Annotated in this window: 19 protein-coding genes; 16 read left to right on the top strand and 3 right to left on the bottom strand. The window is 47.2% G+C overall.

The window, feature by feature from the left end; all coding sequences use genetic code 11:
- Positions 1–180 precede the first annotated feature (180 nt).
- Positions 181–279, bottom strand: a complete 99-nt coding sequence (locus QUA07_RS30070; RefSeq protein WP_445242844.1) for a TPR end-of-group domain-containing protein — start codon at positions 277–279, stop codon at positions 181–183.
- A 76-nt stretch (positions 280–355) separates the two neighbouring features.
- On the opposite strand from QUA07_RS30070, the gene QUA07_RS15595 reads away from it, so the two are divergent.
- The 16 genes from QUA07_RS15595 to hypE all read left to right on the top strand — a co-directional run bounded on the left by QUA07_RS15595 (position 356) and on the right by hypE (position 18,800).
- Positions 356–562 (top strand): transposase, encoded by a 207-nt coding sequence (locus QUA07_RS15595; protein ID WP_445305893.1) that lies wholly within the window; start codon positions 356–358, stop codon positions 560–562.
- A 512-nt stretch (positions 563–1,074) separates the two neighbouring features.
- Positions 1,075–1,629: a bidirectional hydrogenase complex protein HoxE gene (gene hoxE, locus QUA07_RS15590; protein WP_333326579.1), complete on the top strand. Its 555-nt coding sequence runs from the start codon at positions 1,075–1,077 to the stop codon at positions 1,627–1,629.
- Between the two features lie 85 nt (positions 1,630–1,714).
- On the top strand, positions 1,715–3,343 hold the full coding sequence (gene nuoF / locus QUA07_RS15585) for an NADH-quinone oxidoreductase subunit NuoF (RefSeq protein ID WP_333326577.1): 1,629 nt from the start codon (positions 1,715–1,717) through the stop codon (positions 3,341–3,343).
- 7 nt (positions 3,344–3,350) lie between these two features.
- A complete protein-coding gene (hoxU, locus tag QUA07_RS15580; RefSeq protein ID WP_333326575.1) occupies positions 3,351–4,067 on the top strand; it encodes a bidirectional hydrogenase complex protein HoxU in 717 nt (238 codons plus the stop codon).
- A complete protein-coding gene (locus tag QUA07_RS15575) occupies positions 4,055–4,603 on the top strand; it encodes an oxidoreductase (protein WP_333326573.1) in 549 nt (182 codons plus the stop codon). The genes hoxU and QUA07_RS15575 overlap by 13 nt, the downstream gene beginning before the upstream one ends.
- Before the next feature lie 63 nt (positions 4,604–4,666).
- A complete protein-coding gene (locus QUA07_RS15570) occupies positions 4,667–6,103 on the top strand; it encodes a Ni/Fe hydrogenase subunit alpha (protein ID WP_333326571.1) in 1,437 nt (478 codons plus the stop codon).
- 69 nt (positions 6,104–6,172) lie between these two features.
- Positions 6,173–6,667 (top strand): hydrogenase maturation protease, encoded by a 495-nt coding sequence (locus QUA07_RS15565; RefSeq protein WP_333326568.1) that lies wholly within the window; start codon positions 6,173–6,175, stop codon positions 6,665–6,667.
- A 90-nt stretch (positions 6,668–6,757) separates the two neighbouring features.
- On the top strand, positions 6,758–7,099 hold the full coding sequence (gene hypA, locus QUA07_RS15560; protein WP_333326566.1) for a hydrogenase maturation nickel metallochaperone HypA: 342 nt from the start codon (positions 6,758–6,760) through the stop codon (positions 7,097–7,099).
- A 1-nt stretch (position 7,100) separates the two neighbouring features.
- The gene (gene hypB, locus QUA07_RS15555; RefSeq protein ID WP_333326564.1) at positions 7,101–7,997 is read left to right on the top strand and encodes a hydrogenase nickel incorporation protein HypB; all 897 of its coding nucleotides are present in this window, start codon (positions 7,101–7,103) and stop codon (positions 7,995–7,997) included.
- Positions 7,991–10,462, top strand: a complete 2,472-nt coding sequence (hypF, locus tag QUA07_RS15550) for a carbamoyltransferase HypF (RefSeq protein ID WP_333326562.1) — start codon at positions 7,991–7,993, stop codon at positions 10,460–10,462. Before hypB ends, hypF begins: the two co-directional genes overlap by 7 nt.
- Positions 10,440–10,685 carry a HypC/HybG/HupF family hydrogenase formation chaperone gene (locus tag QUA07_RS15545; protein ID WP_333326560.1) on the top strand — a complete coding sequence of 82 codons (246 nt, stop codon included), beginning with the start codon at positions 10,440–10,442 and terminating at the stop codon, positions 10,683–10,685. Before hypF ends, QUA07_RS15545 begins: the two co-directional genes overlap by 23 nt.
- A 391-nt stretch (positions 10,686–11,076) precedes the next feature.
- Complete coding sequence (locus QUA07_RS15540; RefSeq protein ID WP_333326558.1) at positions 11,077–11,712, top strand: M48 family metalloprotease; 636 nt, start codon at positions 11,077–11,079, stop codon at positions 11,710–11,712.
- Positions 11,713–11,785: 73 nt separating this feature from the next.
- The gene (nifJ, locus tag QUA07_RS15535; RefSeq protein WP_333326556.1) at positions 11,786–15,454 is read left to right on the top strand and encodes a pyruvate:ferredoxin (flavodoxin) oxidoreductase; all 3,669 of its coding nucleotides are present in this window, start codon (positions 11,786–11,788) and stop codon (positions 15,452–15,454) included.
- Positions 15,455–15,529: 75 nt separating this feature from the next.
- Entirely contained in the window at positions 15,530–16,576 is a 1,047-nt protein-coding gene (locus QUA07_RS15530; RefSeq protein WP_333326554.1) for a dihydroorotate dehydrogenase-like protein, read from the top strand.
- 4 nt (positions 16,577–16,580) lie between these two features.
- Positions 16,581–17,717, top strand: coding sequence for a hydrogenase formation protein HypD (gene hypD / locus QUA07_RS15525; protein ID WP_333326552.1), 1,137 nt, complete (start codon positions 16,581–16,583; stop codon positions 17,715–17,717).
- A gap of 18 nt (positions 17,718–17,735) precedes the next feature.
- Complete coding sequence (gene hypE, locus QUA07_RS15520) at positions 17,736–18,800, top strand: hydrogenase expression/formation protein HypE (RefSeq protein ID WP_333326550.1); 1,065 nt, start codon at positions 17,736–17,738, stop codon at positions 18,798–18,800.
- A 720-nt stretch (positions 18,801–19,520) separates the two neighbouring features.
- On the opposite strand, the gene QUA07_RS15515 is transcribed toward hypE, so the two are convergent.
- Both QUA07_RS15515 and QUA07_RS15510 read right to left on the bottom strand, forming a co-directional pair.
- Entirely contained in the window at positions 19,521–19,655 is a 135-nt protein-coding gene (locus tag QUA07_RS15515) for a hypothetical protein (RefSeq protein ID WP_333326548.1), read from the bottom strand.
- 147 nt (positions 19,656–19,802) lie between these two features.
- Positions 19,803–20,840 (bottom strand): tetratricopeptide repeat protein (locus QUA07_RS15510; RefSeq protein ID WP_333326546.1); only part of this gene is annotated, 1,038 nt, incomplete at its 5' end.

The raw sequence follows: 20,840 nt of genomic DNA, 5'->3' as shown, positions 1-20,840 counted from the left end.
CGCGTTACAGCTCGCAGATTCGGCAAAAACCCGGTTTCTTTCGTCTGAGCCTGTAAGTCGTTTAAGTTTAATTGTACTATTTTTGAAAGTGCTTGTAAGCTTTATAGAATCCAGATTTAGCCAGGAAATTTGGACTCTGTTTATCTATCTTTGAATCAGGGCTTGAAACCGAGTATGCGATCAAATGCTGTCAAAAGCCGAGTCCGTTTTTGCCATTTCTCGGTATTTCTCAGGATTCAGATTGATGGCTTGCTGCAAATTCTGAATCGCTTGCTCAATTTGGTTTTTCGGTACTTACCGCTGCTCAAATTTTAATGGGATGTGCAGAAAAAGTGTGAAAAAATAAATTATGAAATTGTTAAATCATGCAGAAGTATTTTTGAGATTTGCATCAATAATTAAAACTCATTTTGAGGGGATTTGCAACTACTTTCGGAATTGCACAACAAGTGGAGTTATGTCAGGAATCAACAATCGAATTAAGTTGATAATGCAGCAAGGATATGGCTTGTCTAATTTTAATAATTTTAAAAATCGCGTATTAGCTTGCTTCTCTCATTAGATAAACTTATAACCATAAGTTCAGGAGAGCCGAGAGTTCAATTGGAGGATGCCATAAGGGAGGACGCATAAGGTTTCTTTCTTCTTCCTGATTGTGAGAATTTAACAGGCTTCTCAATTCACTTATCATTTCCAGTCTGTTTTGTCAAGACCGCATACTGAACCGATGCTCTAGCCCTAGCTGGCGATTCCCCTGGATGCCCGTTATCACCAATCTGTGGAAGATTCTCCAGCGGAGCGTCTCTACGACTGGAAAGAAAAAGCGGGCTATTATAGCGGATTTGGCATGAAGTGCTCCCCTGGGCAAAGTCATGACAAGTTGTGAAGAAATTTATGTGATTTCTCACTTCATGACTTGTCACATCATAAGATAGGTTTAGAAGGCTAAAAGTTTGTAGCAAAGAAAGTTAAGCAATACAAATGTTGCAAAAGTAGCAAGCCTCTAAGGAGCTTAAATTTTAATTAGGGATTATTACAAAAGGTTGAAGTTGCTGTAATTGAGGGTTAATTAATATGCCTTACCCACCTCTTCAAGACCAACCCCGTTCGACCGTTGCTGGCGTTGCATCCCCTGCGAAATCTCCTTCTGCCAAGAGTCATGCCAGTGGCGATCGCCGCTTTAAAGCATTGGATATGACCATGAAGCGGAATCAGTACAAACCAGATGCCTTAATTGAAGTGCTGCATAAGGCACAGGAAGCCTTTGGCTATCTGGAAGAAGATGTCCTGATCTACATCGCTAAGGGACTCAAACTGCCGTTGAGTCGAGTATACGGAGTTGCAACGTTCTATCACCTGTTTTCTCTCAAACCCAGTGGTGCTCACACCTGCGTCGTTTGCTTGGGAACAGCGTGCTACGTCAAAGGTAGCAATAAAGTAATGGAAACATTGGAAAAAGAACTGGGGATCGAAAGGGGCAAGACAACTCCAGATGGCAACGTTTCACTAATAGCAGCTCGCTGTTTGGGAGCATGTGGTATTGCTCCAGCCGTTGTTTTCGATGGCACTGTGGCAGGTAAACAGGAGCCGGAAACCGTACTGGCTCGTATTCGCACCTGGGAAGCCTGACCTAAAGCCCCCATATCCTAGCCTCTTGGAATTGAAAGAATAACCTAACCCAGATAAGCCGTAACGGAGAGGAGATAGGTTCAGTATGAATTTAACAGAATTATTGGAAATTGCTGAGCAGGAGCGATCGCACCAAAAGAGCATTCGTATCAACTGCTGTACATCGACGGGATGCCGTGCTGCCAATTCTTTGGGTGTGCAAGCCAATCTGCAAACCGCAGTGAAAGAGCACGGATTGAGCGATCGCGTTGAAGTCATTGGTGTAGGTTGCATGGGGTTCTGCGGACGAGGCCCCCTAGTAGAAATTGAACCCAATAACACGCTCTACGAAGAAGTTAAGCCCGAAGAAGCCGCCAGCATCATTGATGCTCTCAATGGCGGGACAGCCAAACCCATCCAAGGCGATACCCAGCATCCTTTTTTTGCTCGACAAATGCGGATTGTGCGGGAACATAGCGGCAAAATCGATCCAGAACGGATTGAGGAATATATAGCCGTTGGTGGTTATCAATCGTTGTACAAAGCCATCTATGACATGACCCCTGCCCAAGTTGTAGAGGAAATCAGTAAGAGTGGCTTGCGGGGACGGGGTGGCGGTGGCTATCCCACAGGGCTCAAGTGGGCAACGGTGGCCAAAGTATCGGGAGATCAGAAATACGTCATCTGCAATGGTGACGAAGGCGACCCCGGTGCATTCATGGATCGCAGCGTTTTGGAGAGCGATCCCCATTTAGTCTTAGAAGGCATGGCGATCGCCGGTTATGCCGTTGGCGCCAATCATGGATATCTCTACGTTCGAGCGGAATATCCCCTCGCCATTGAACGCCTGCAAAAGGCAATTCAACAAGCCAAGAAGTACAATCTCCTCGGCACACAAATTTTTGACTCTCCCTTCGATTTCAAAGTTGATATTCGGATTGGTGCCGGAGCATTTGTCTGCGGTGAAGAAACAGCTTTAATCCAATCGATCGAGGGCGGACGAGGTAGCCCACGTCCTCGCCCCCCTTACCCAGCTCAAAAAGGCTTGTGGGGATGTCCAACCTTGATCAATAACGTGGAAAGTTTTGCCAATATTTCTCCCATCATTCGTCAGGGATCGGCTTGGTATGCCAGTATCGGCACTGAAAAAAGTAAAGGAACCAAGATTTTTGCCCTGACTGGGAAGATTCGTAACAACGGATTGATTGAAGTCCCGATGGGAATCACTCTGCGAGAAATTGTGGAAGAAATGGGAGGCGGGATTCCCGATGGAGTAGTAAAGACGGTACAAACAGGCGGCCCCTCCGGTGGTTGTATTCCTGCCTCGTTACTGGATACCCCAGTTGACTATGATTCGCTCATGGCTGTCGGTTCCATGATGGGATCGGGCGGGATGGTTGTGATGGATCAAGACACCAGCATGGTGGAAGTTGCTCGGTTTTACATGGAATTCTGCCGGGATGAATCGTGTGGTAAATGCATTCCTTGCCGTGCGGGAACGGTTCAGCTTTATGAGCTGTTGAATAAGATCGCGAACCGCCAGGCGACGCAGAAAGACTTGGATCAGCTAGAAGCCCTCTGCTACATGGTTAAGGAGATGAGCCTGTGTGGGTTGGGTCAAACGGCTCCAAATCCTGTACTCAGCACGTTGAAATACTTCAAACAAGAGTATTTGGATTTGCTGCAATCTCCAGTCGAACACAACGGCAAAGTCACCGTTTCGCAATCTTCGTGAGGTGTGTATGTCTGTCAAAACGCTCAAAATTGATGGGATTGATGTAGCGATCGAAGAGGGCGCAAGCATCCTGCAAGCGGCAAGAGAGGCTGGAGTTGCCCTTCCTACACTATGTCACCTTGATGGTGTCACAGATATCGGAGCTTGCCGTCTGTGCATGGTAGAAATTGCAGGAACACCGAAGCTGTTGCCTGCGTGCGTCACTCAGGTAGCTGAGGGGATGGAGGTTTCTACCAACACGCCCAAGCTGCAAGACTACCGTCGCATGGTTGTTGAGTTGCTATTTGCCGAGGGCAATCATGTCTGCTCCTTTTGTGTAGCGAATGGTAATTGCGAGTTGCAGGATGTTGCCATTGAAGTGGGAATGGATCATTCTCGCTTCTCGTATCGTTTCCCCGATCGCAAAGTCGATAATTCCCATCCGCTATTTAGTATCGACCACAATCGTTGCATCCTCTGTACTCGTTGCGTGCGCGTCTGCGATGAGATTGAGGGAGCCCATGTGTGGGATGTCGCACAACGGGGCGAGAATTGTTACATCGTATCTGGATTGAATCAGCCTTGGGGCGCAGTGGATGCCTGTACCTCCTGCGGGAAGTGTGTCGATGCCTGTCCCACTGGATCGATTTTCCGTAAAGGCGACACGACTGGCGAGAAAGAACGCGATCGCAACAAGCTGGAATTTTTGGTGAGGGCACGGGAGAAAAAAGAATGGACAAGATAAGATTTGCCACCGTTTGGTTAGCAGGCTGTTCCGGTTGCCACATGTCGTTTTTGGATTTAGACGAGTGGTTGATTGAACTCGCTCAGCAGGTGGATGTAGTTTATAGTCCCGTTGGATCGGATCTCAAGGACTATCCCGAAAATGTTGAGGTTTGTCTGGTGGAGGGAGGCGTTGCCAACGAAGCCAATCTGGAACTGATCCACCAAGTCAGACAACGCACCAAAATCCTAATTTCCTTTGGGGATTGTGCCGTCACGGCAAACATTCCTGGTATGCGAAATATGTTGGGGGGCACTGAATCCGTCCTCAAACGCGCTTATATCGAATTGGCAGATACGGGGCGGCAACTGCCTCACGAGCCAGGAATTGTACCGGAATTGCTCGATCGCGTCTTGCCCGTGCATCAGGTTGTTCCAGTTGATATCTATATGCCAGGATGTCCGCCATCGGCTGAGCGCATTCGAGCAACCCTTGAACCTCTGCTCAAAGGGGAAAAACCCCGCATGGAAGGGCGAGACATGATTAAGTTTGGGTAATGGTTGATGGTTAGGTGCAAATGAAAACGGACTACTGACAGCCCACTAGAAGAGAGAGGTGCTATGAAGACTGTTGTCATCGATCCTGTTACACGCATTGAGGGACACGCTAAAATCTCAATTTTTCTGGATGAGGCGGGTGAAGTCTCAGATGCTCGGTTTCATGTCGTGGAATATCGGGGATTTGAAAAGTTTTGTGAAGGCAGACCTTTCACAGACATGGCAGGCATTACTGCTCGGATTTGCGGCATTTGTCCGGTGAGTCACTTGCTAGCATCCTCGAAGACTGGGGACAAAATTCTGGCAGTTAAAATTCCGATTGCTGCAGAGAAACTGCGACGATTGATGAACCTGGCACAGATTACTCAATCTCATGCCCTTTCATTCTTTCATCTCAGTAGTCCCGATTTCTTGTTGGGCTGGGATAGCGATCCCGCCAAACGGAATGTGTTTGGTTTGATTGAAGCCAATCCCGATCTGGCAAGAGCTGGAATCCGGCTACGGCAATTTGGACAAAATATCATCGAACTCTTGGGCGCACGCAAGATTCACTCGGCTTGGACGGTGCCGGGAGGGGTGCGATCGCCTCTTTCGGAAGAAAGCAGACAGTGGATTTGCGATCGCTTGCCCGAATCATTGGCAACTATCAATCTGGCTTTGGGGCTATTCAAAGGCATGATTGATGGTCAACTCAAAGATGAAGTGAACATCTTTGGTGAATTCCCTTCGTTATTCATGGGACTTGTTGGCAAAGATGGTGAATGGGAACACTACGGTGGGCATCTCCGCTTTACTGATAGTCAAGGCAATATTATTGCTGACAACCTGAGCGAAGATAACTATCAGGAATTCTTAGGCGAAGCCGTTGAGAAATGGTCGTACCTGAAATTCCCGTACTACCAGCCCTTAGGCTATCCCGATGGCATCTATCGAGTTGGGCCACTGGCTCGACTCAATGTGTGTAATTACATCGGTACAGAAGCCGCCGATCGGGAGTTAAATGAGTTTCGCGATCGCTCTGGTGGGGTTGCCACGTCTTCATTCCTTTACCACTATGCTCGATTGATTGAAATCCTGGCCTGTTTGGAGAAAATCCAAGCCCTCATGGACGATCCAGATATTCTATCCAATCGAATTCGCGCTCATGGTGGGGTGAATCAACTCGAAGCGATCGGAGTTAGCGAAGCACCACGCGGTACTTTGTTCCATCATTACAAAGTTGATGAAAATGGTTTGATTGAAAAGGTCAATCTGATCATTGCGACTGGACAAAACAACCTAGCAATGAACAAAACTGTTGCTCAAATCGCCAAACAATATATTCATGGCAATAGCAACGGCAATGAAATTCCCGAAGGCTTGCTAAATCGTGTTGAAGCAGGAATTCGCTGCTTCGATCCTTGTTTATCTTGCTCCACCCATGCGGCTGGTCAAATGCCTTTACACGTTCAACTGGTTGCACCAGATGGAACGATATTGAACGAAATTTCTAGAGGCTGAAAACGAGATTCCCGACTTCTTTAGAGCAGTCGAGAATCTGAACCGCTGAGTAAGCAAAGGAGGTAGTTTTTGAATATTACTGACAACAAAAAAATTAGCTATCTCATCATTGGCTATGGCAACACAATTCGGGGGGACGATGGAGCCGGTTATCAGGTTGCCGAAACTGTTGCCCAGTGGAATTTTAATGATGTGCGATCGCTCGCTGTACATCAGCTTACACCAGACTTAGCTGAAGCGATCGCACAGGCGAAGACCGTCATTTTTGTAGATGTGGTTACTACAACACTATCAGAGGTCAAAATCGAACAACTCAGACCAAATTATGCAGCCAGCTTTACAGGACACTATGCCGATCCGCGATCGATGCTTGCTTTAACCTGTTCCCTGTATAAAGCTATTCCTACTGCTTACCAAATTTTGATTCCAGCCGTTAACTTTTCCTTTGGAGAAACCCTTTCTCCCGTTACACGAAAGAACGTTGACTTGGCTTTAGTAAAGATTAAACAACTGGTTTCTCAACAGAGCAGCAGAAGGATTACTACTTATGATAAAACCCTTTGAAAACTGAGTTTTAACCAACTCAAAAGGAGATTATCATGAAAACTATTTGATACTGCCCCTTTTCCTTTTCCCCTTCACTTCCTAATTGATATGCACGAAGTTGGCATCATGCAAAACACACTAGATATTGCTCTGGAGTACGCGAAACGTGAGGGTGCAGCTCAAATTGACCGCATGACACTACGTATTGGTCAATTGTCGGGAGTGGAGCCAGAAGCTTTAGCCTTTGCCTTTGATGTTGTGACACAGGGAACCATTGCTGAACACGCCCAACTCAGCATTGATTCCATTCCAGCCATTTGCTATTGCCCAAATTGCCAACGTGAATTTCAACCTTATGATTGGATTTACGAGTGTCCTGAGTGCCATCAATTCTGCACTGAAATCCGTCAGGGTAGAGAACTCGAACTTACTTCGCTGGAGGTTTCTTAGTATGTGTCAAGATTGTGGTTGCAGCCAGGTTGGAGCAGTTGCGATTGATGGGGTTACTCATCACGAAGATTCCCATCTGCACGAACATTCTCATTCTCACGATCGCGGACATGAGCATCAACATCCTCACCCGGATTTCACGGGTAATGGAAAAGGACACCATCACGATCCGCATGAGCGATCGCACATTTCACACACCATTGCTATTCATGAATCCCTGTTGTCGAAAAACGATCGCTTAGCAGAACGCAATCGGGGATATTTTCAGGCAAAAGGGGTGCTGGCACTCAACATTCTGTCCTCGCCCGGTTCGGGGAAGACAGCACTGATTGAGCGAATGGTGCAGGATTTGAACAGTCGCGTATTAACATCCCTGCAACACCCCTTACAAATTGGTGTGATTGTGGGTGATTTAGAAACAGACAATGATGCTCAACGCTTACGCCGTGCTGGTGCGCCCGCCGTGCAAATTACCACCGGGAATGCGTGCCATCTAGAAGCAGATATGGTGTCACGGGCAATGCAGAAGCTCGATCTAGATGCTCTGGATGTGTTGATTATTGAAAATGTGGGTAACTTAGTCTGTCCGGCTAGCTATGACTTAGGCGAAGCGATGCGAGTTGTGTTGCTATCCGTGACGGAAGGTGAGGATAAGCCTTTAAAGTATCCCACAATGTTCAAAACGGCAAATGTCGTTCTGATTAACAAAATTGACATTGCAGAAGTCGTGGGGTTCGAGAGAGAATCGGCTATTGCTAACATTCAGCGCGTCGCACCCCAAGCAACACTCTTTGAAGTTTCTGCTCGAACTGGACAGGGAATGGAAGCCTGGTATAGCTACCTGGAAACTGCCAATTCAATAGTCTGTGCAAGTCATCAGGAGAAGCGGCTATGGTGACCACAGTATCAGAGTTTATACAAAACTCAACCAAACGTCGGCTGCGCTTGACTGTAGAAGGCATTGTGCAGGGAGTCGGCTTTCGCCCATTCGTTTACGGCTTAGCAAAAGACGTGGGGGTTGTGGGCTGGGTGAAAAATACCGATCGCGGAGTCTCGATCGATATTGAGGGTACTATCGAACAGCTTCAGGTTTTCCAGAAACGACTCGATCAAGACAAACCGCCCCATGCCTTTTTACAGCACATAGAAGCTCAGTGGAGGAGCCTTGCAGGATACACCGACTTTGACATTCATCCATCAGATGCGGCTGATTCCTCAATCGCCACTCCTAAATCGGCACTGATTCTGCCCGATCTCGCAACCTGTCCAGCCTGTCTGCACGAAATTGACGATCCTGCCAACCGTCGCTATCGCTATCCCTTCACCAACTGTACGCACTGTGGCCCTCGTTTCAGCATCTTGAGATCGCTTCCCTACGATCGCCCTAATACCACGATGCAGCTATTTCAAATGTGTCCGGAGTGCCATGCAGAGTACGAGAACCCTCTGGATCGACGCTTTCACGCTCAACCAAACGCTTGCCCGACTTGTGGGCCCCATTTAGAACTTTGGGATCGTCAAGGTAAGACGTTAGCAAGCCATGATGAGGCACTGCTGCAAACGGCAAATGCTATTCGTCAGGGTAAAATTCTGGCAATTAAGGGATTAGGCGGATTTCATCTGGTTGTGGATGCCAGCAATGAGACTGCCGTGAGAACGCTCCGCGATCGCAAACGGCGGCCTGATAAGCCGCTTGCGTTAATGTATCCTTCATTAGAGCTAATCCGCGAACACTGTCAGGTTTCTGAAGAGGAAGAAAAATTGCTGCGTTCTTCCGAAGCACCAATCCTTCTCCTTCAATCCAAAATCCAAAATCTCAAATCTACAATTGCTCCCTCGGTTGCTCCCGACAATCCCTATTTAGGGGTGATGCTACCGTATACACCGTTGCATCATCTCTTACTGTCGGAACTCGGTTTTCCGATTGTCGCGACGAGTGGAAATCTTTCTAGCGAACCGATTTGTACGGATGAATTGGATGCGCTGAACCGATTACAGGATATTGCCGATTTGTTCTTAGTTCACGATCGCCCGATCGCTCGTCCTGTTGACGATTCCATCGTGCGGGTAGTTTGCGATCGACCAATCGTTCTGCGTCGTGCCAGAGGCTATGCTCCCTTTCCAATTACACCGCCATCGAAATCAACCTCTCATAATTCATCCGTCATCCTCGCTGTTGGCGCTCATCAAAAAAATACCGTTGCGCTGTATCTCAATCATCAAATTTTGATGAGCCAGCATCTCGGCGATCTCGATAATTTATCAACAATCGATCGCTTTCAAGAAGCGATTCACCATCTACTTAATATCTATGAGGTTCAGCCCACTGCGATCGCTTGTGATGCTCATCCAGACTACTACTCGACTCAATTTGCCAATGCTTTAATTGAAGTGAATGCAGAGAGCAAGCAGGCAACTGAACAGAAACGCTTTCCTTCTGCCCTCTGCCATCTGCCATCAGCCTTTCGTACTTCTACAGCCGTAATTCCAGTGCAGCATCACTATGCTCATGTCCTATCTTGCATGGTGGACAATCAACTGGAACCCCCCGTGTTGGGAATTGCCTGGGATGGAACGGGTTATGGCTTAGACGGGACGATTTGGGGAGGTGAGTTTCTCAACATCCTAGCAAACGGATTTGAACGAACGGCTCATCTGCGATCGTTCTCATTACCTGGAGGGGAACAGGCAGTCAAAGAACCTCGACGATGCGCGTTGGGATTGCTCTACGAATGCTTTGGAAATCGGGCGTTTGAGATGTCGGAGTTAGCCCCTCTTCAATCCTTCTCAAAGCAAGAACTTAAAGTCTTGCAGACCATGTTGCAACGAGGGTTGAATACTCCAAAAACGTCGAGTGCCGGACGCTTGTTTGATGCGATCGCTGCCTTGTTGGGGTTGTGTCAACAAGCCAGTTTTGAAGGGCAAGCCGCGATGCAAATCGAGTTCGCGACTAATGGTTTCAAGACGGATGAAGCTTATCCGTATGAGTTGCTGTGTCCTGTACACTCTTCTATGATTCTCGATTATTCACCGATGCTCAATGCCATTCTCGATGACATTCACGGGCAGATTTCTCAAGAAATCGTTGCCGCAAAGTTTCACAACACGTTAATCGAGGGAATGGTGGCGATCGCTAACCGAGTCGGTGTTGAACAAATTGTGTTAACGGGCGGTTGTTTTCAAAATCGTTATTTACTAGAACGTGCGATCGCTCGACTCAATACAGAGGGTTTCTCAGTTTATTGGCATCACCGAATTCCAACCAATGATGGAGGCATTGCGGCTGGACAAATTATGGCTGCATTACGAGCTTTGCAAAATCAATCAGGAGGGCGTGAAAATGTGTCTTGCCGTACCCGGTAAAGTAATCGGTATTGAGGAAAATTCAGAGCGCAATGGAAACTCCTCGCTCTGGCGCACAGGTAAAGTCAGCTTTGGCGGCATTATCAAAGAAGTTAGCCTCGCCTATGTACCAGACGTAAAAATTGGTGAGTACGTCATTGTGCATGTGGGTTTTGCACTCAGTATTGTTGACCACGAAGAAGCAGAAGAAACTTTAACTTATTTGAATCAGTTTCAATTTTAACCATCGCCAGTTAACATACAGTCAATAAAACAATAATATTGTTGTTTTATTGACTGTATGTGAAGAGATTATATCAAATCCGTTAGCATCGGAATAGTAAATTCCAGTTCGCTGTTCACTGTTGACGGTTGACTGTTCACTGTCCACTGTCCACTGTCAACCGTCAACATCATAAGGAGTGTAACCGGAAATAATATTATTTGTTCATAGCAAATAATTAAGAAAAGTAAATTTTATTGTTAATTTTATTGCTTTTTTATGAATAGATTATTTGTCCATCACATACAGTTAAGAAAAGTAAATTTTAGCGTTAATTAAAAGAGTATACTTTGCAAGTGTGATAATTTATTAGTATAAGATAAAATTTCATCAATTTAAACAAGTAAAGAAAATGGTTCTCAAATACTTAGACCAAACTTCTTTAGGTTTCCAAGGATACATTCAGCACTCTGCCACAGGTAGGCTATTGGGCATAACCGCCGCACCTGTGTACGCACATCTAGTAGACCAATGGATTATTCGTACATTGAATTCTACAGCAGTCAAAACTGTCATTAACAAGGCTATGGATGCTGTAGTCAGCTTACAGTTTGGGCATGAACTGGCTAGTAGTGTCTTTATCGATCAAAAATCTTTCCCTGACTTGTTCGAGGTGTTGTCTCATTGTGCAAAAACTCTCGAAATCCCCATGCCCCATGCAGTCACGAGGCAAGGTGGTGACTTTTTTAACGCCTACACTGTAGGGACAGATGAAGATGCCTTAGTTTATATTTCGCCTGGGCTGTGCCAGTTTTTTTCTAAAGAAGAAGCCTGTTTTGTAATTGGGCACGAATGCGGACAAATTGCTGCTGATCACGCTATGTACCATACGCTAGTTCAGATGCTAACAGGTGTAATTACACCCTATTTGGGCTTCATTGGTAATTTGTTACGCGCTACAGCAGGCATATCTTTGCCTACCAACCCTATTGCTAGCTTTTCAGGGTGTCCGAGGCACTTCTCACCCTACACGAACGAAGCTTATTGAGATAGGTGCAAGATGTCAGCTTGCTAACAACGAACAAACTGAATGCCTGTAACCACAAAAAGAGGATTGGGCAATGCTATTAAAAACTTTTGTGACGATAGACGGTAACGAAGCTGTTGCTCGCGTTGCCTACCGACTCAGTGAAGTTATCGCAATTTATCCTATTACACCGGCTTCAACGATGGGGGAATGGGCGGATGCCTGGTCATCTGCTGAACAGCCTAACGTGTGGGGAACTGTTCCCTCGGTTGTGGAAATGCAAAGTGAGGCAGGCGCAGCCGGAACGGTTCATGGAGCGTTGCAGGCGGGAACGTTGACTACAACGTTTACGGCTTCCCAAGGCTTGCTGCTGATGATTCCCAATTTATACAAGATTGCGGGTGAACTAACGTCTGCGGTGATTCACATTGCGGCCCGATCGCTAGCGGCACAGGGACTTTCGATTTTTGGCGATCACAGTGATGTAATGGCAGTTCGAGGAACGGGTGGCGCGTTGCTTTGTTCAGCCTCGGTGCAAGAGTCGCAAGATTTAGCGGCGATCGCCACTCGTGCCACGCTGGAATCTCGTATTCCATTCCTCCACTTCTTCGATGGTTTCCGCACGTCCCACGAAATTCAAAAAGTAGAACTGCTATCTGATGACGAGTTACGCGCTTTCATTCCCGATGAACTGATATTGGCGCATCGCGATCGCGCCTTGACACCCGATCGCCCAGTGATTCGCGGTACAGCCCAAAATCCGGACGTTTATTTCCAAGCGCGGGAAACGGTTAACCCATTCTATAACGCCTGTCCAGGTATCGTACAGCAGGCGATGGATGAATTCGCACAACTAACAGGGAGACAGTATCAACTCTACGAATACTACGGCGATCCAGCAGCGGAACAAGCAATTGTATTGATGGGTTCGGGTTGTGAAACCGTGCATGAAACGGTGGATTACCTGAATGCTCGCGGTGCAAAACTAGGTGTACTGAAAGTTCGCTTGTACAGACCATTTGGTGTCAGTCAATTTGTTGCTGCACTGCCCGAAAGTGTAAAAGCGATCGCTGTACTCGATCGCGCGAAAGAACCAGGCAGCACGGGTGAACCATTATATCTTGATGTCCTGAGTGCGCTAGTTGAAAGCAACCGTCGGACTATTCAGGTAGTCGGGGGTCGCTACGGTCTCTCGTCTAAAGAATTCACCCCTGCAATGGTGAAGGCTGTATTTGATAATTTGACAAGTGACCAGCCACGAAATCATTTCACCGTTGGCATTTACGATGATGTCACCCATACATCACTAAACTACGATCCCAGCTTCTCCACTGAACCCGATAACGTAGTACGAGCAATTTTCTATGGTTTGGGTTCCGATGGGACAGTGGGCGCAAATAAGAACTCGATCAAAATCATTGGCGAAGAAACAGACAATTATGCTCAGGGTTACTTCGTCTATGATTCCAAGAAATCTGGTTCTGTTACGGTTTCCCATTTGCGTTTTGGCCCAGAACTAATTCGTTCAACTTACCTGGTTAGCAGTGCGAATTTTGTCGCTTGCCACCAATGGGAATTTGTCGAGAAATTCGATCTGCTGGATGCTACAAAACCGGAAGCTATCTTTTTGCTCAATAGTCCCTACAATCCAGAAGAAACCTGGATGCGTTTACCAGAGCGTCTGAAGGCGCAAATTGTTGAGAAGCAGTTGAAATGCTACGTCATTAACGCTTCTCAGGTGGCGCGTGAGACAGGCATGAGCAGGCACATCAACACCGTGATGCAGGTTTGTTTCTTTGCCATTGCAGGCGTGTTGCCCCGTGAAGAAGCGATCGCACGCATCAAGCAATCTATCCGCAAGACTTACGGCAAGAAGGGTGAGGCGATTGTTGAAATGAATTTGAAAGCGGTCGATCGCACGCTGGATAATCTATACGAAGTCGAGTATCAGAATTATCAACAATCTGCTATTCCCACTCAGGTAGGATCAGCGCCCTCCCCGGTTCCCGATACTGCCCCAGCTTTTGTTCGAGACGTACTCGGCAAGATGATGGCACGGCAGGGAGATGATCTTCCAGTAAGTGCGTTGCCGATTGATGGCACTTATCCGAGTGGTACCTCCAAATGGGAGAAGCGCAACATTGCCCAGGAAATTCCGGTGTGGGATGCTGATGTGTGCGTGCAGTGCGGCAAATGCGTGATGGTGTGTCCCCATGCCGTAATCCGCTCCAAAGTGTATGAACCAGAAGCACTAGAAACTGCACCGGAAACGTTTAAGAGTGCCAATGCCAGAGACCATGACTGGACGAACCTGAAATTTACGATTCAAGTGGCGGCTGAAGACTGCACGGGTTGCGGGATTTGTGTCGATGTTTGTCCGGCAAAGAACAGGGCCGAACCCAGGAAGAAAGCAATTAACATGGCTCCTCAGTTACCCTTGCGAGAACAGGAACGGGAAAACTGGGACTTCTTCCTCAACTTAGCGAACCCCGATCGCACCAAACTGAATTTGCACAAGATTGCTCAGCAACAGATGCAGGAACCGTTGTTTGAGTTCTCCGGTGCCTGTGCGGGTTGTGGTGAAACGCCCTACGTCAAACTGGTATCGCAACTGTTTGGCGATCGTATGTTAGTGGCGAATGCGACAGGATGCTCATCTATCTATGGGGGTAACTTGCCAACAACCCCCTGGACGCACAATGCGGAAGGGCGCGGGCCGGCATGGTCAAACTCACTATTTGAAGATAATGCAGAATTTGGCTTGGGCTTCCGAGTCGCGATCGACAAGCAAATGGAATATGCCAGAGAACTCATACAAGAGCTATCGAGCAGTATGAATGGCAGTTCCCCAATTCCGGTTGACTTAGCATCCGCCATTCTCAATGCAGAACAAAAGGACGAAGCCGATATCGTCGAGCAACGCGAACGGGTAGCTATCCTCAAGCAACGCCTAGAGGAATGGTGCAATCAGTTAGAGGGAGAGCAAAATCTAATATCTAAAATCCAAACTCTAAAATCCCTCGCCGATTACCTAGTCAAAAAGAGCGTCTGGCTGATTGGTGGTGACGGTTGGGCCTATGACATCGGTTATGGTGGACTCGATCACGTAATTGCTAGTGGTCGCAATGTCAACATTCTGGTGTTGGATACAGAAGTGTATTCCAATACAGGTGGGCAGATGTCCAAAGCCACACCCAGAGGTGCGGTTGCGAAGTTCGCCGCCGGAGGTAAGCCTGCACCCAAGAAAGATTTGGGACTCATGGCAATGACCTATGGCAATGTCTATGTTGCCAGTGTCGCGATGGGAGCGCGGGATGAACACACGCTCAAAGCGTTCCTGGAAGCGGAATCTTACAATGGCCCTTCGTTAATTATTGCCTACTCGCACTGCATTGCTCACGGCATTGATATGACAACGGGAATGCAGCAGCAGAAGGCGGCAGTCGAATCGGGGCGGTGGTTGCTCTATCGTTACGATCCGCGTCGGACTGAACGGGGTGAAAATCCACTGATTTTGGATTCGCGATCGCCCAAGATATCGGTTGAGCAGGCGATGTACAGCGAAAATCGCTTCAAGATGCTAACTCGCACTAAACCAGAAGATGCGAAACGGTTAGTAGAACTCGCTCAAGCGGATGTCAATACTCGTTGGCAAATGTATCAGTACTTGGCTGCACAGCACCTGGGCCAACCCAACGGGCATCACGACGCAAACTCTGTTCCTCCCAACAGTGACAAACAGTCAGAACCTGCAAACCAGTAAACACTATTGTAGGGGCGCACAACCGTGCGCCCTGAAATTGGGTATTCTTCTCAGGCATTGTAAGAAGGAGAAATCATGAATTTAACCACAACTTATATGGGATTGGAATTGCTATCGCCCCTGGTGGTTGGTGCAGCCGCTCCTCTAACCGAAGATATCGATAATATCAAGCGAATGGAAGATGCTGGAGCTGCAGCCGTCGTCCTGCACTCACTCTTCGAGGAGCAAATTGAGCAGGAAATGTTGACAATGCACCACCATCTGCAACAGGGTACCGAAAGCTATGCTGAAGCACTGACCTACTTTCCTGAACCCGAAATTTTTCATGTAGGGCCTGCGCTTTATCTAGAGCATATTCGCAAAGCCAAAGAGAGAGTGAATATTCCCATCATTGCCAGTCTCAATGGCTCGACTTTAGGAGGTTGGACAAACTACGCCCGTCAAATTGAGCAAGCTGGAGCGGATGCACTGGAACTCAACATCTACAACATTCCTACCGATATCCATCTCACAGGTGCAGCGATCGAGCAGCAATATTTGGATATTCTCAAGGCAGTGAAAGCGGTTGTGACAATTCCGGTTGCCGTGAAACTCAGCCCTTATTTAACCAATTTAGCGAATATGGCAGACCGATTGGCGCTAGAAGGAGCAGATGCGCTGGTGTTGTTCAATCGCTTCTACCAGCCGGACATTGATGTGGAAGAACTGGAAGTTAAACCCAACGTTCTTCTGAGCACTCCTCAAGCGATGCGTTTGCCGATGCGGTGGATTGCGATCTTATATGGCCGCATTGCTGCTGATTTTGCAGCAACAAGCGGTATTCAGAAAGGGGTTGATGTGGTGCGAATGTTAATGGCAGGAGCAAAAGTGACAATGATTGTGAGTGCTCTGCTGCGGCATGGGATTAACCATCTCCTGGAGATTGAACAGGAACTACGGCAGTGGATGCAAGAACACGATTACACTTCCGTCCGTGAAATGCAAGGCATCATGAGCCAATGTTACTGCCCGAATCCTAGTGAGTTTGAACGGGTGCAGTACATGAAAGCGATTCAAACCTACATACCCAAACCTCCTGTACTGGCTGAAACGGCTTATGTTGTTTATCAGCAGGAGGATTGAACGGATGAAATTTGTTGACGAATATCGGGACGCCCACCTTGCTCAGCAGTACGCTGACGCGATCGCCTCGATCGCCACCCGTCCCTGGAGCATCATGGAAATCTGTGGGGGACAAACTCACTCAATTGTTAAATTTGGCATTGATACTCTTTTACCCAAAACAATCACCTTAATTCATGGCCCGGGGTGTCCTGTATGCGTCACATCGGCTGAGATTATTGATGAGGCGATCGCACTAGCTGCCCTACCGAACGTTATCTTTTGCTCCTTTGGAGATATGCTGCGCGTGCCTGGATCGGCGATTAGCGATATCGCCTCTAGTCCCTCTGATTTACTCACAGTTAAAGCATTGGGTGGCGATGTCCGCATGGTTTACTCTCCATTGGATGCCCTGAAAATCGCTCAAAACAATCCTGACAAGCAAGTTGTATTTTTTGCAGTTGGGTTTGAAACAACCGCCCCAGCAACCGCAATGGTAGTATACCAAGCGTACCAACAGGGAGTGACCAACTTTTCACTGCTGGTGTCTCATGTGCTTGTTCCTCCAGCAATGGAAGCGATTTTATCCTCTCCAACGTGCCAGGTGCAGGGCTTTCTGGCGGCAGGGCACGTTTGTACGGTAATGGGGTATCGAGAGTATGAAGCGATCGCGCCCAAGTATCGCGTTCCAATTGTAGTCACGGGATTTGAACCTATTGACATTTTGCAAGGAATATACTTGTGCATCAAACAACTGGAAGAGGGCACAGCAGAAGTTGAAAATCAGTATGCGCGATCGGTTCGCAGACAGGGCAATGAAGCAGCACAGCATCTCATTGAGGAAGTGTTTGAAGTTGTCCCTCGCTGCTGGCGCGGCTTGGGTGAGATTTCTCAAAGCGGGTTAGGACTGCGCGAACAGTATGCCGCCTTCGATGTTCACAACAAAGGACTCCTCCCTATCTCGCCATCTCCCCATCCGCCTGTTTCCTCCGAATGTATCAGCGGACTCATCCTTCAAGGCATCCGTAAACCTCATGATTGTCCAGCCTTCGGCACTCGCTGTACTCCCGAACATCCTTTAGGGGCACCGATGGTTTCCTCCGAGGGAGCCTGCGCTGCCTACTACCGTTATCGACAGCGATCGCCAGTAACCCTCAGCTAGCTTTGGCATACATTCATCATGACTGGTCTTAAAAACTTTACCCTATCGTGTCCGATTCCAATTCAGCAGTACCCAACCATACTCCTCGCACACGGTGGCGGTGGGCGATTGATGCATCAGTTAATTGAGCAGATGTTTCTGCCGATTTTCGGCTCACCAAACGATGTTCAACATGATGCTGCTGTCTTGTCGCTCTCTAGTGATCGCATCGCCTTCACCACTGATTCCTATGTTGTGCGTCCTCTATTCTTTCCCGGTGGTGATATTGGTTCGCTAGCCATTCATGGCACAGTCAACGATCTAGCAATGGCAGGCGCACGCCCACTCTATCTCAGCTTGGGCTTCATTCTAGAAGAAGGACTGCCGATGGAAACGCTATGGCGTGTTGTCCAATCTATCAAACAAGCTGCTGATTCCGCCAACGTCAAGATTGTGACTGGTGACACTAAAGTGGTCGATCGCGGAAAAGGAGATGGTATTTTTATCAATACCGCAGGTGTTGGCATTCTCGAACACAACCAGAGAATTAATCCCACCTCAGTTCAACCTGGGGATATCATTCTTCTGAGTGGAGATGTTGGCAGACATGGAATTGCCATTATGGCAATGCGTGAAGGATTGGAGTTTGAAACAACCATTGAAAGTGATTCAGCTCCTGTAGCAGATTTAGTGGGTGAACTTCTGAGTGCGAACATCGAAATTCACTGCTTACGGGATTTAACGCGAGGTGGGCTAGCCAGTGCACTGAATGAAATCGCATCAGCAGCAAATGTAGCGATAAACATTGACGAACGAAAAATTCCTGTGCGTGAGGATGTTCGCGGAGCCTGTGAACTCTTGGGACTCGACCCGCTATATATTGCAAATGAAGGACGATTCATCGCATTTGTCCCCTCTTCCGATGCGGAACGAGCACGGGGGATTATGGAGGCTGATCAGGAAAAGAGAGGAGACGCAAAAACAGCTTGTGCGATCGGTGAGGTGAGAGAGCAACCCGCTAAATCTGTCATTCTCAACAGCAAAATAGGAGTCGATCGCCTCCTGGAAATGTTGAGCGGTGAACAGCTTCCTAGGATTTGCTGATTCCAGTGAAGTTGAGAAGGGAAGCTCACTGATATGACTAAGTAACTAGGTGAGAAAAAACCCAACTATGTTAAAATAAGTAAACATATAAAATACGTCGGGTCTTCGTTACTTACCGCTGCTCAAATGTTAATGGAATGTGCAGAAAAAGTGTGAAAAAATAAATTATGAATAGGTTAATGACCATATACTAAATTTACCTAGGGTAATAGTATAAAATGAAATACAAACGGCAGAAACATTAATTTTCACCGTTAAATTATCAAAGAAAACAGCGATTTGCCCACGCTGCGGTCAAACTAGCCATCGTCTTCATCCGAATCAAGGACATTTAGTTAGAGATTTGTCTATATGTGATTAAGAAGTAATTTTCAAAGTAAATCGACCGAGATTTAAGTGTATAAATTGCTGTCTATTTTCACCTACCTAATAGGGAAACGGTACTAGGAATATCTTACCATTGGTCATGGAATGGTTTACCGTCAGCTATGGTATAAATGTCTTCTTCTGGGTCGAGTATCGAACCAAAATTAGGCTCGATCGCTACTGTTTTAATCCATGCAGGGTCGTGGAAGGGCAAGCCATCAGCTAAAGTGTAGATATCTTCCGCTGAGTCTCTTAGGGAATCAAATGCTGGATTTGCGATCGCAGCTTTTAGCCATTCATATTCTTGTAGTTTTGCTTTGTCAATTAGGGTGGCTTCTAGTGCTTCCAGTCGCTTCAGGTCTGCATAAGTAATGATAGCAGCATCGCCCTTCCTTCCTGTTCTATGACACTTCGTTCTCCCGTATCCTCGACCTGGGCGATGAGTTCGGGAAATCTGTCATTAGTTACGGTTACATTTAGTTGAGTCATTTTTTACCTCGCTACTAATTCTTCTATCATATCGTGTGTACTAGCTTCGTTTGAAAAGTCTTTTTGATGCTGTAAGCGCGGGTTTTACCAACAATAATTGTCTAAAAACGACAATCTCATAAACCCGGCTCGCCCAAGGGCAAATCTCTATTCTTGAATCAAGGCTTGAAACCGAGTGTGCGATCGCAGGCTGTCAAAATCCGAGTCAGTTTTTGCCATTTCTCGGTATTCGTCAGGATTCAGATTGATGGCTTGCTGCAAATTCTGAATTGCTTTGTCCATTTGACTGTGTAACGCATAGCAGCAAGCTTTATTATAAAATGCTGCGTCATCATCTGGTTTGATTTCTAAGGCTTTGTCGTAGGAAGAGAGGGCTTCTTCCCATCTTCCTAAATTACCCAGTGCATTGCCCCGATTGTTCCAGGCTGCGTCATCATCTGGTTTGATGTCTAAGGCTTTGTCGTAAGAGGCAATCGCTTCTTCCCATCTGCCTAAATTACGCAGGGCAATGCCCCGATTGTACCAGGCTGCGTGATAATCTGGTTTGAATTCTAAGGCTTTGTCGTAAGAGGCAACCGCTTCTTCCAATCTTCCTAAATTACGCAGGGCAATGCCCCGATTGAACCAGGCTTCGTGATAATCTGGTTTAATGTCTAAGGCTTTGTCGTAAGAGGCAATCGCTTCTTCCCATCTGCCTAAATTACGCAGTGCAATGCCCCGATTGAACCAGGCTTCGTGAGAATCTGGTTTGATGTCTAAGGCTTTGTCGTAATAAGAGGCAATCGCTTCTTCCCATCTGCCTAAATTAAGCAGTGCATAGCCCCCCCGATTGTTCCAGGCAACGTGAGAATCTGGTTTGATGTCTAAGGCTTTGTTGTAGGAGGCTATCGCCTCTTCCAATCTGCCTAAATTACGCAGTGCATTGCCCCGATTGTTCCAGGCAACGTGAGAATCTGGTTTGATGTCTAAGGCTTTGTCGTAGGAGGCTATCGCTTCTTCCCATCTGCCTAAATTACGCAGTGCATTGCCCCGATTGTTCCAGGCAACGTGAGAATCTGGTTGGATGTCTAAGGCTTTGTTGTAGGAGGCTATGGCTTCTTCCCATCTTCCTAAATTACGCAGTGCATTGCCCCGATTGTTCCAGGCAACGTGAGAATCTGGTTGGATGTCTAAGGCTTTGTTGTA

The sequence above is a fragment of the Microcoleus sp. T3_A4 genome (genome assembly GCF_036700465.1).
GTDB lineage: Bacteria > Cyanobacteriota > Cyanobacteriia > Cyanobacteriales > Microcoleaceae > Microcoleus.
This window is presented reverse-complemented; position numbering and strand designations above follow the sequence as displayed.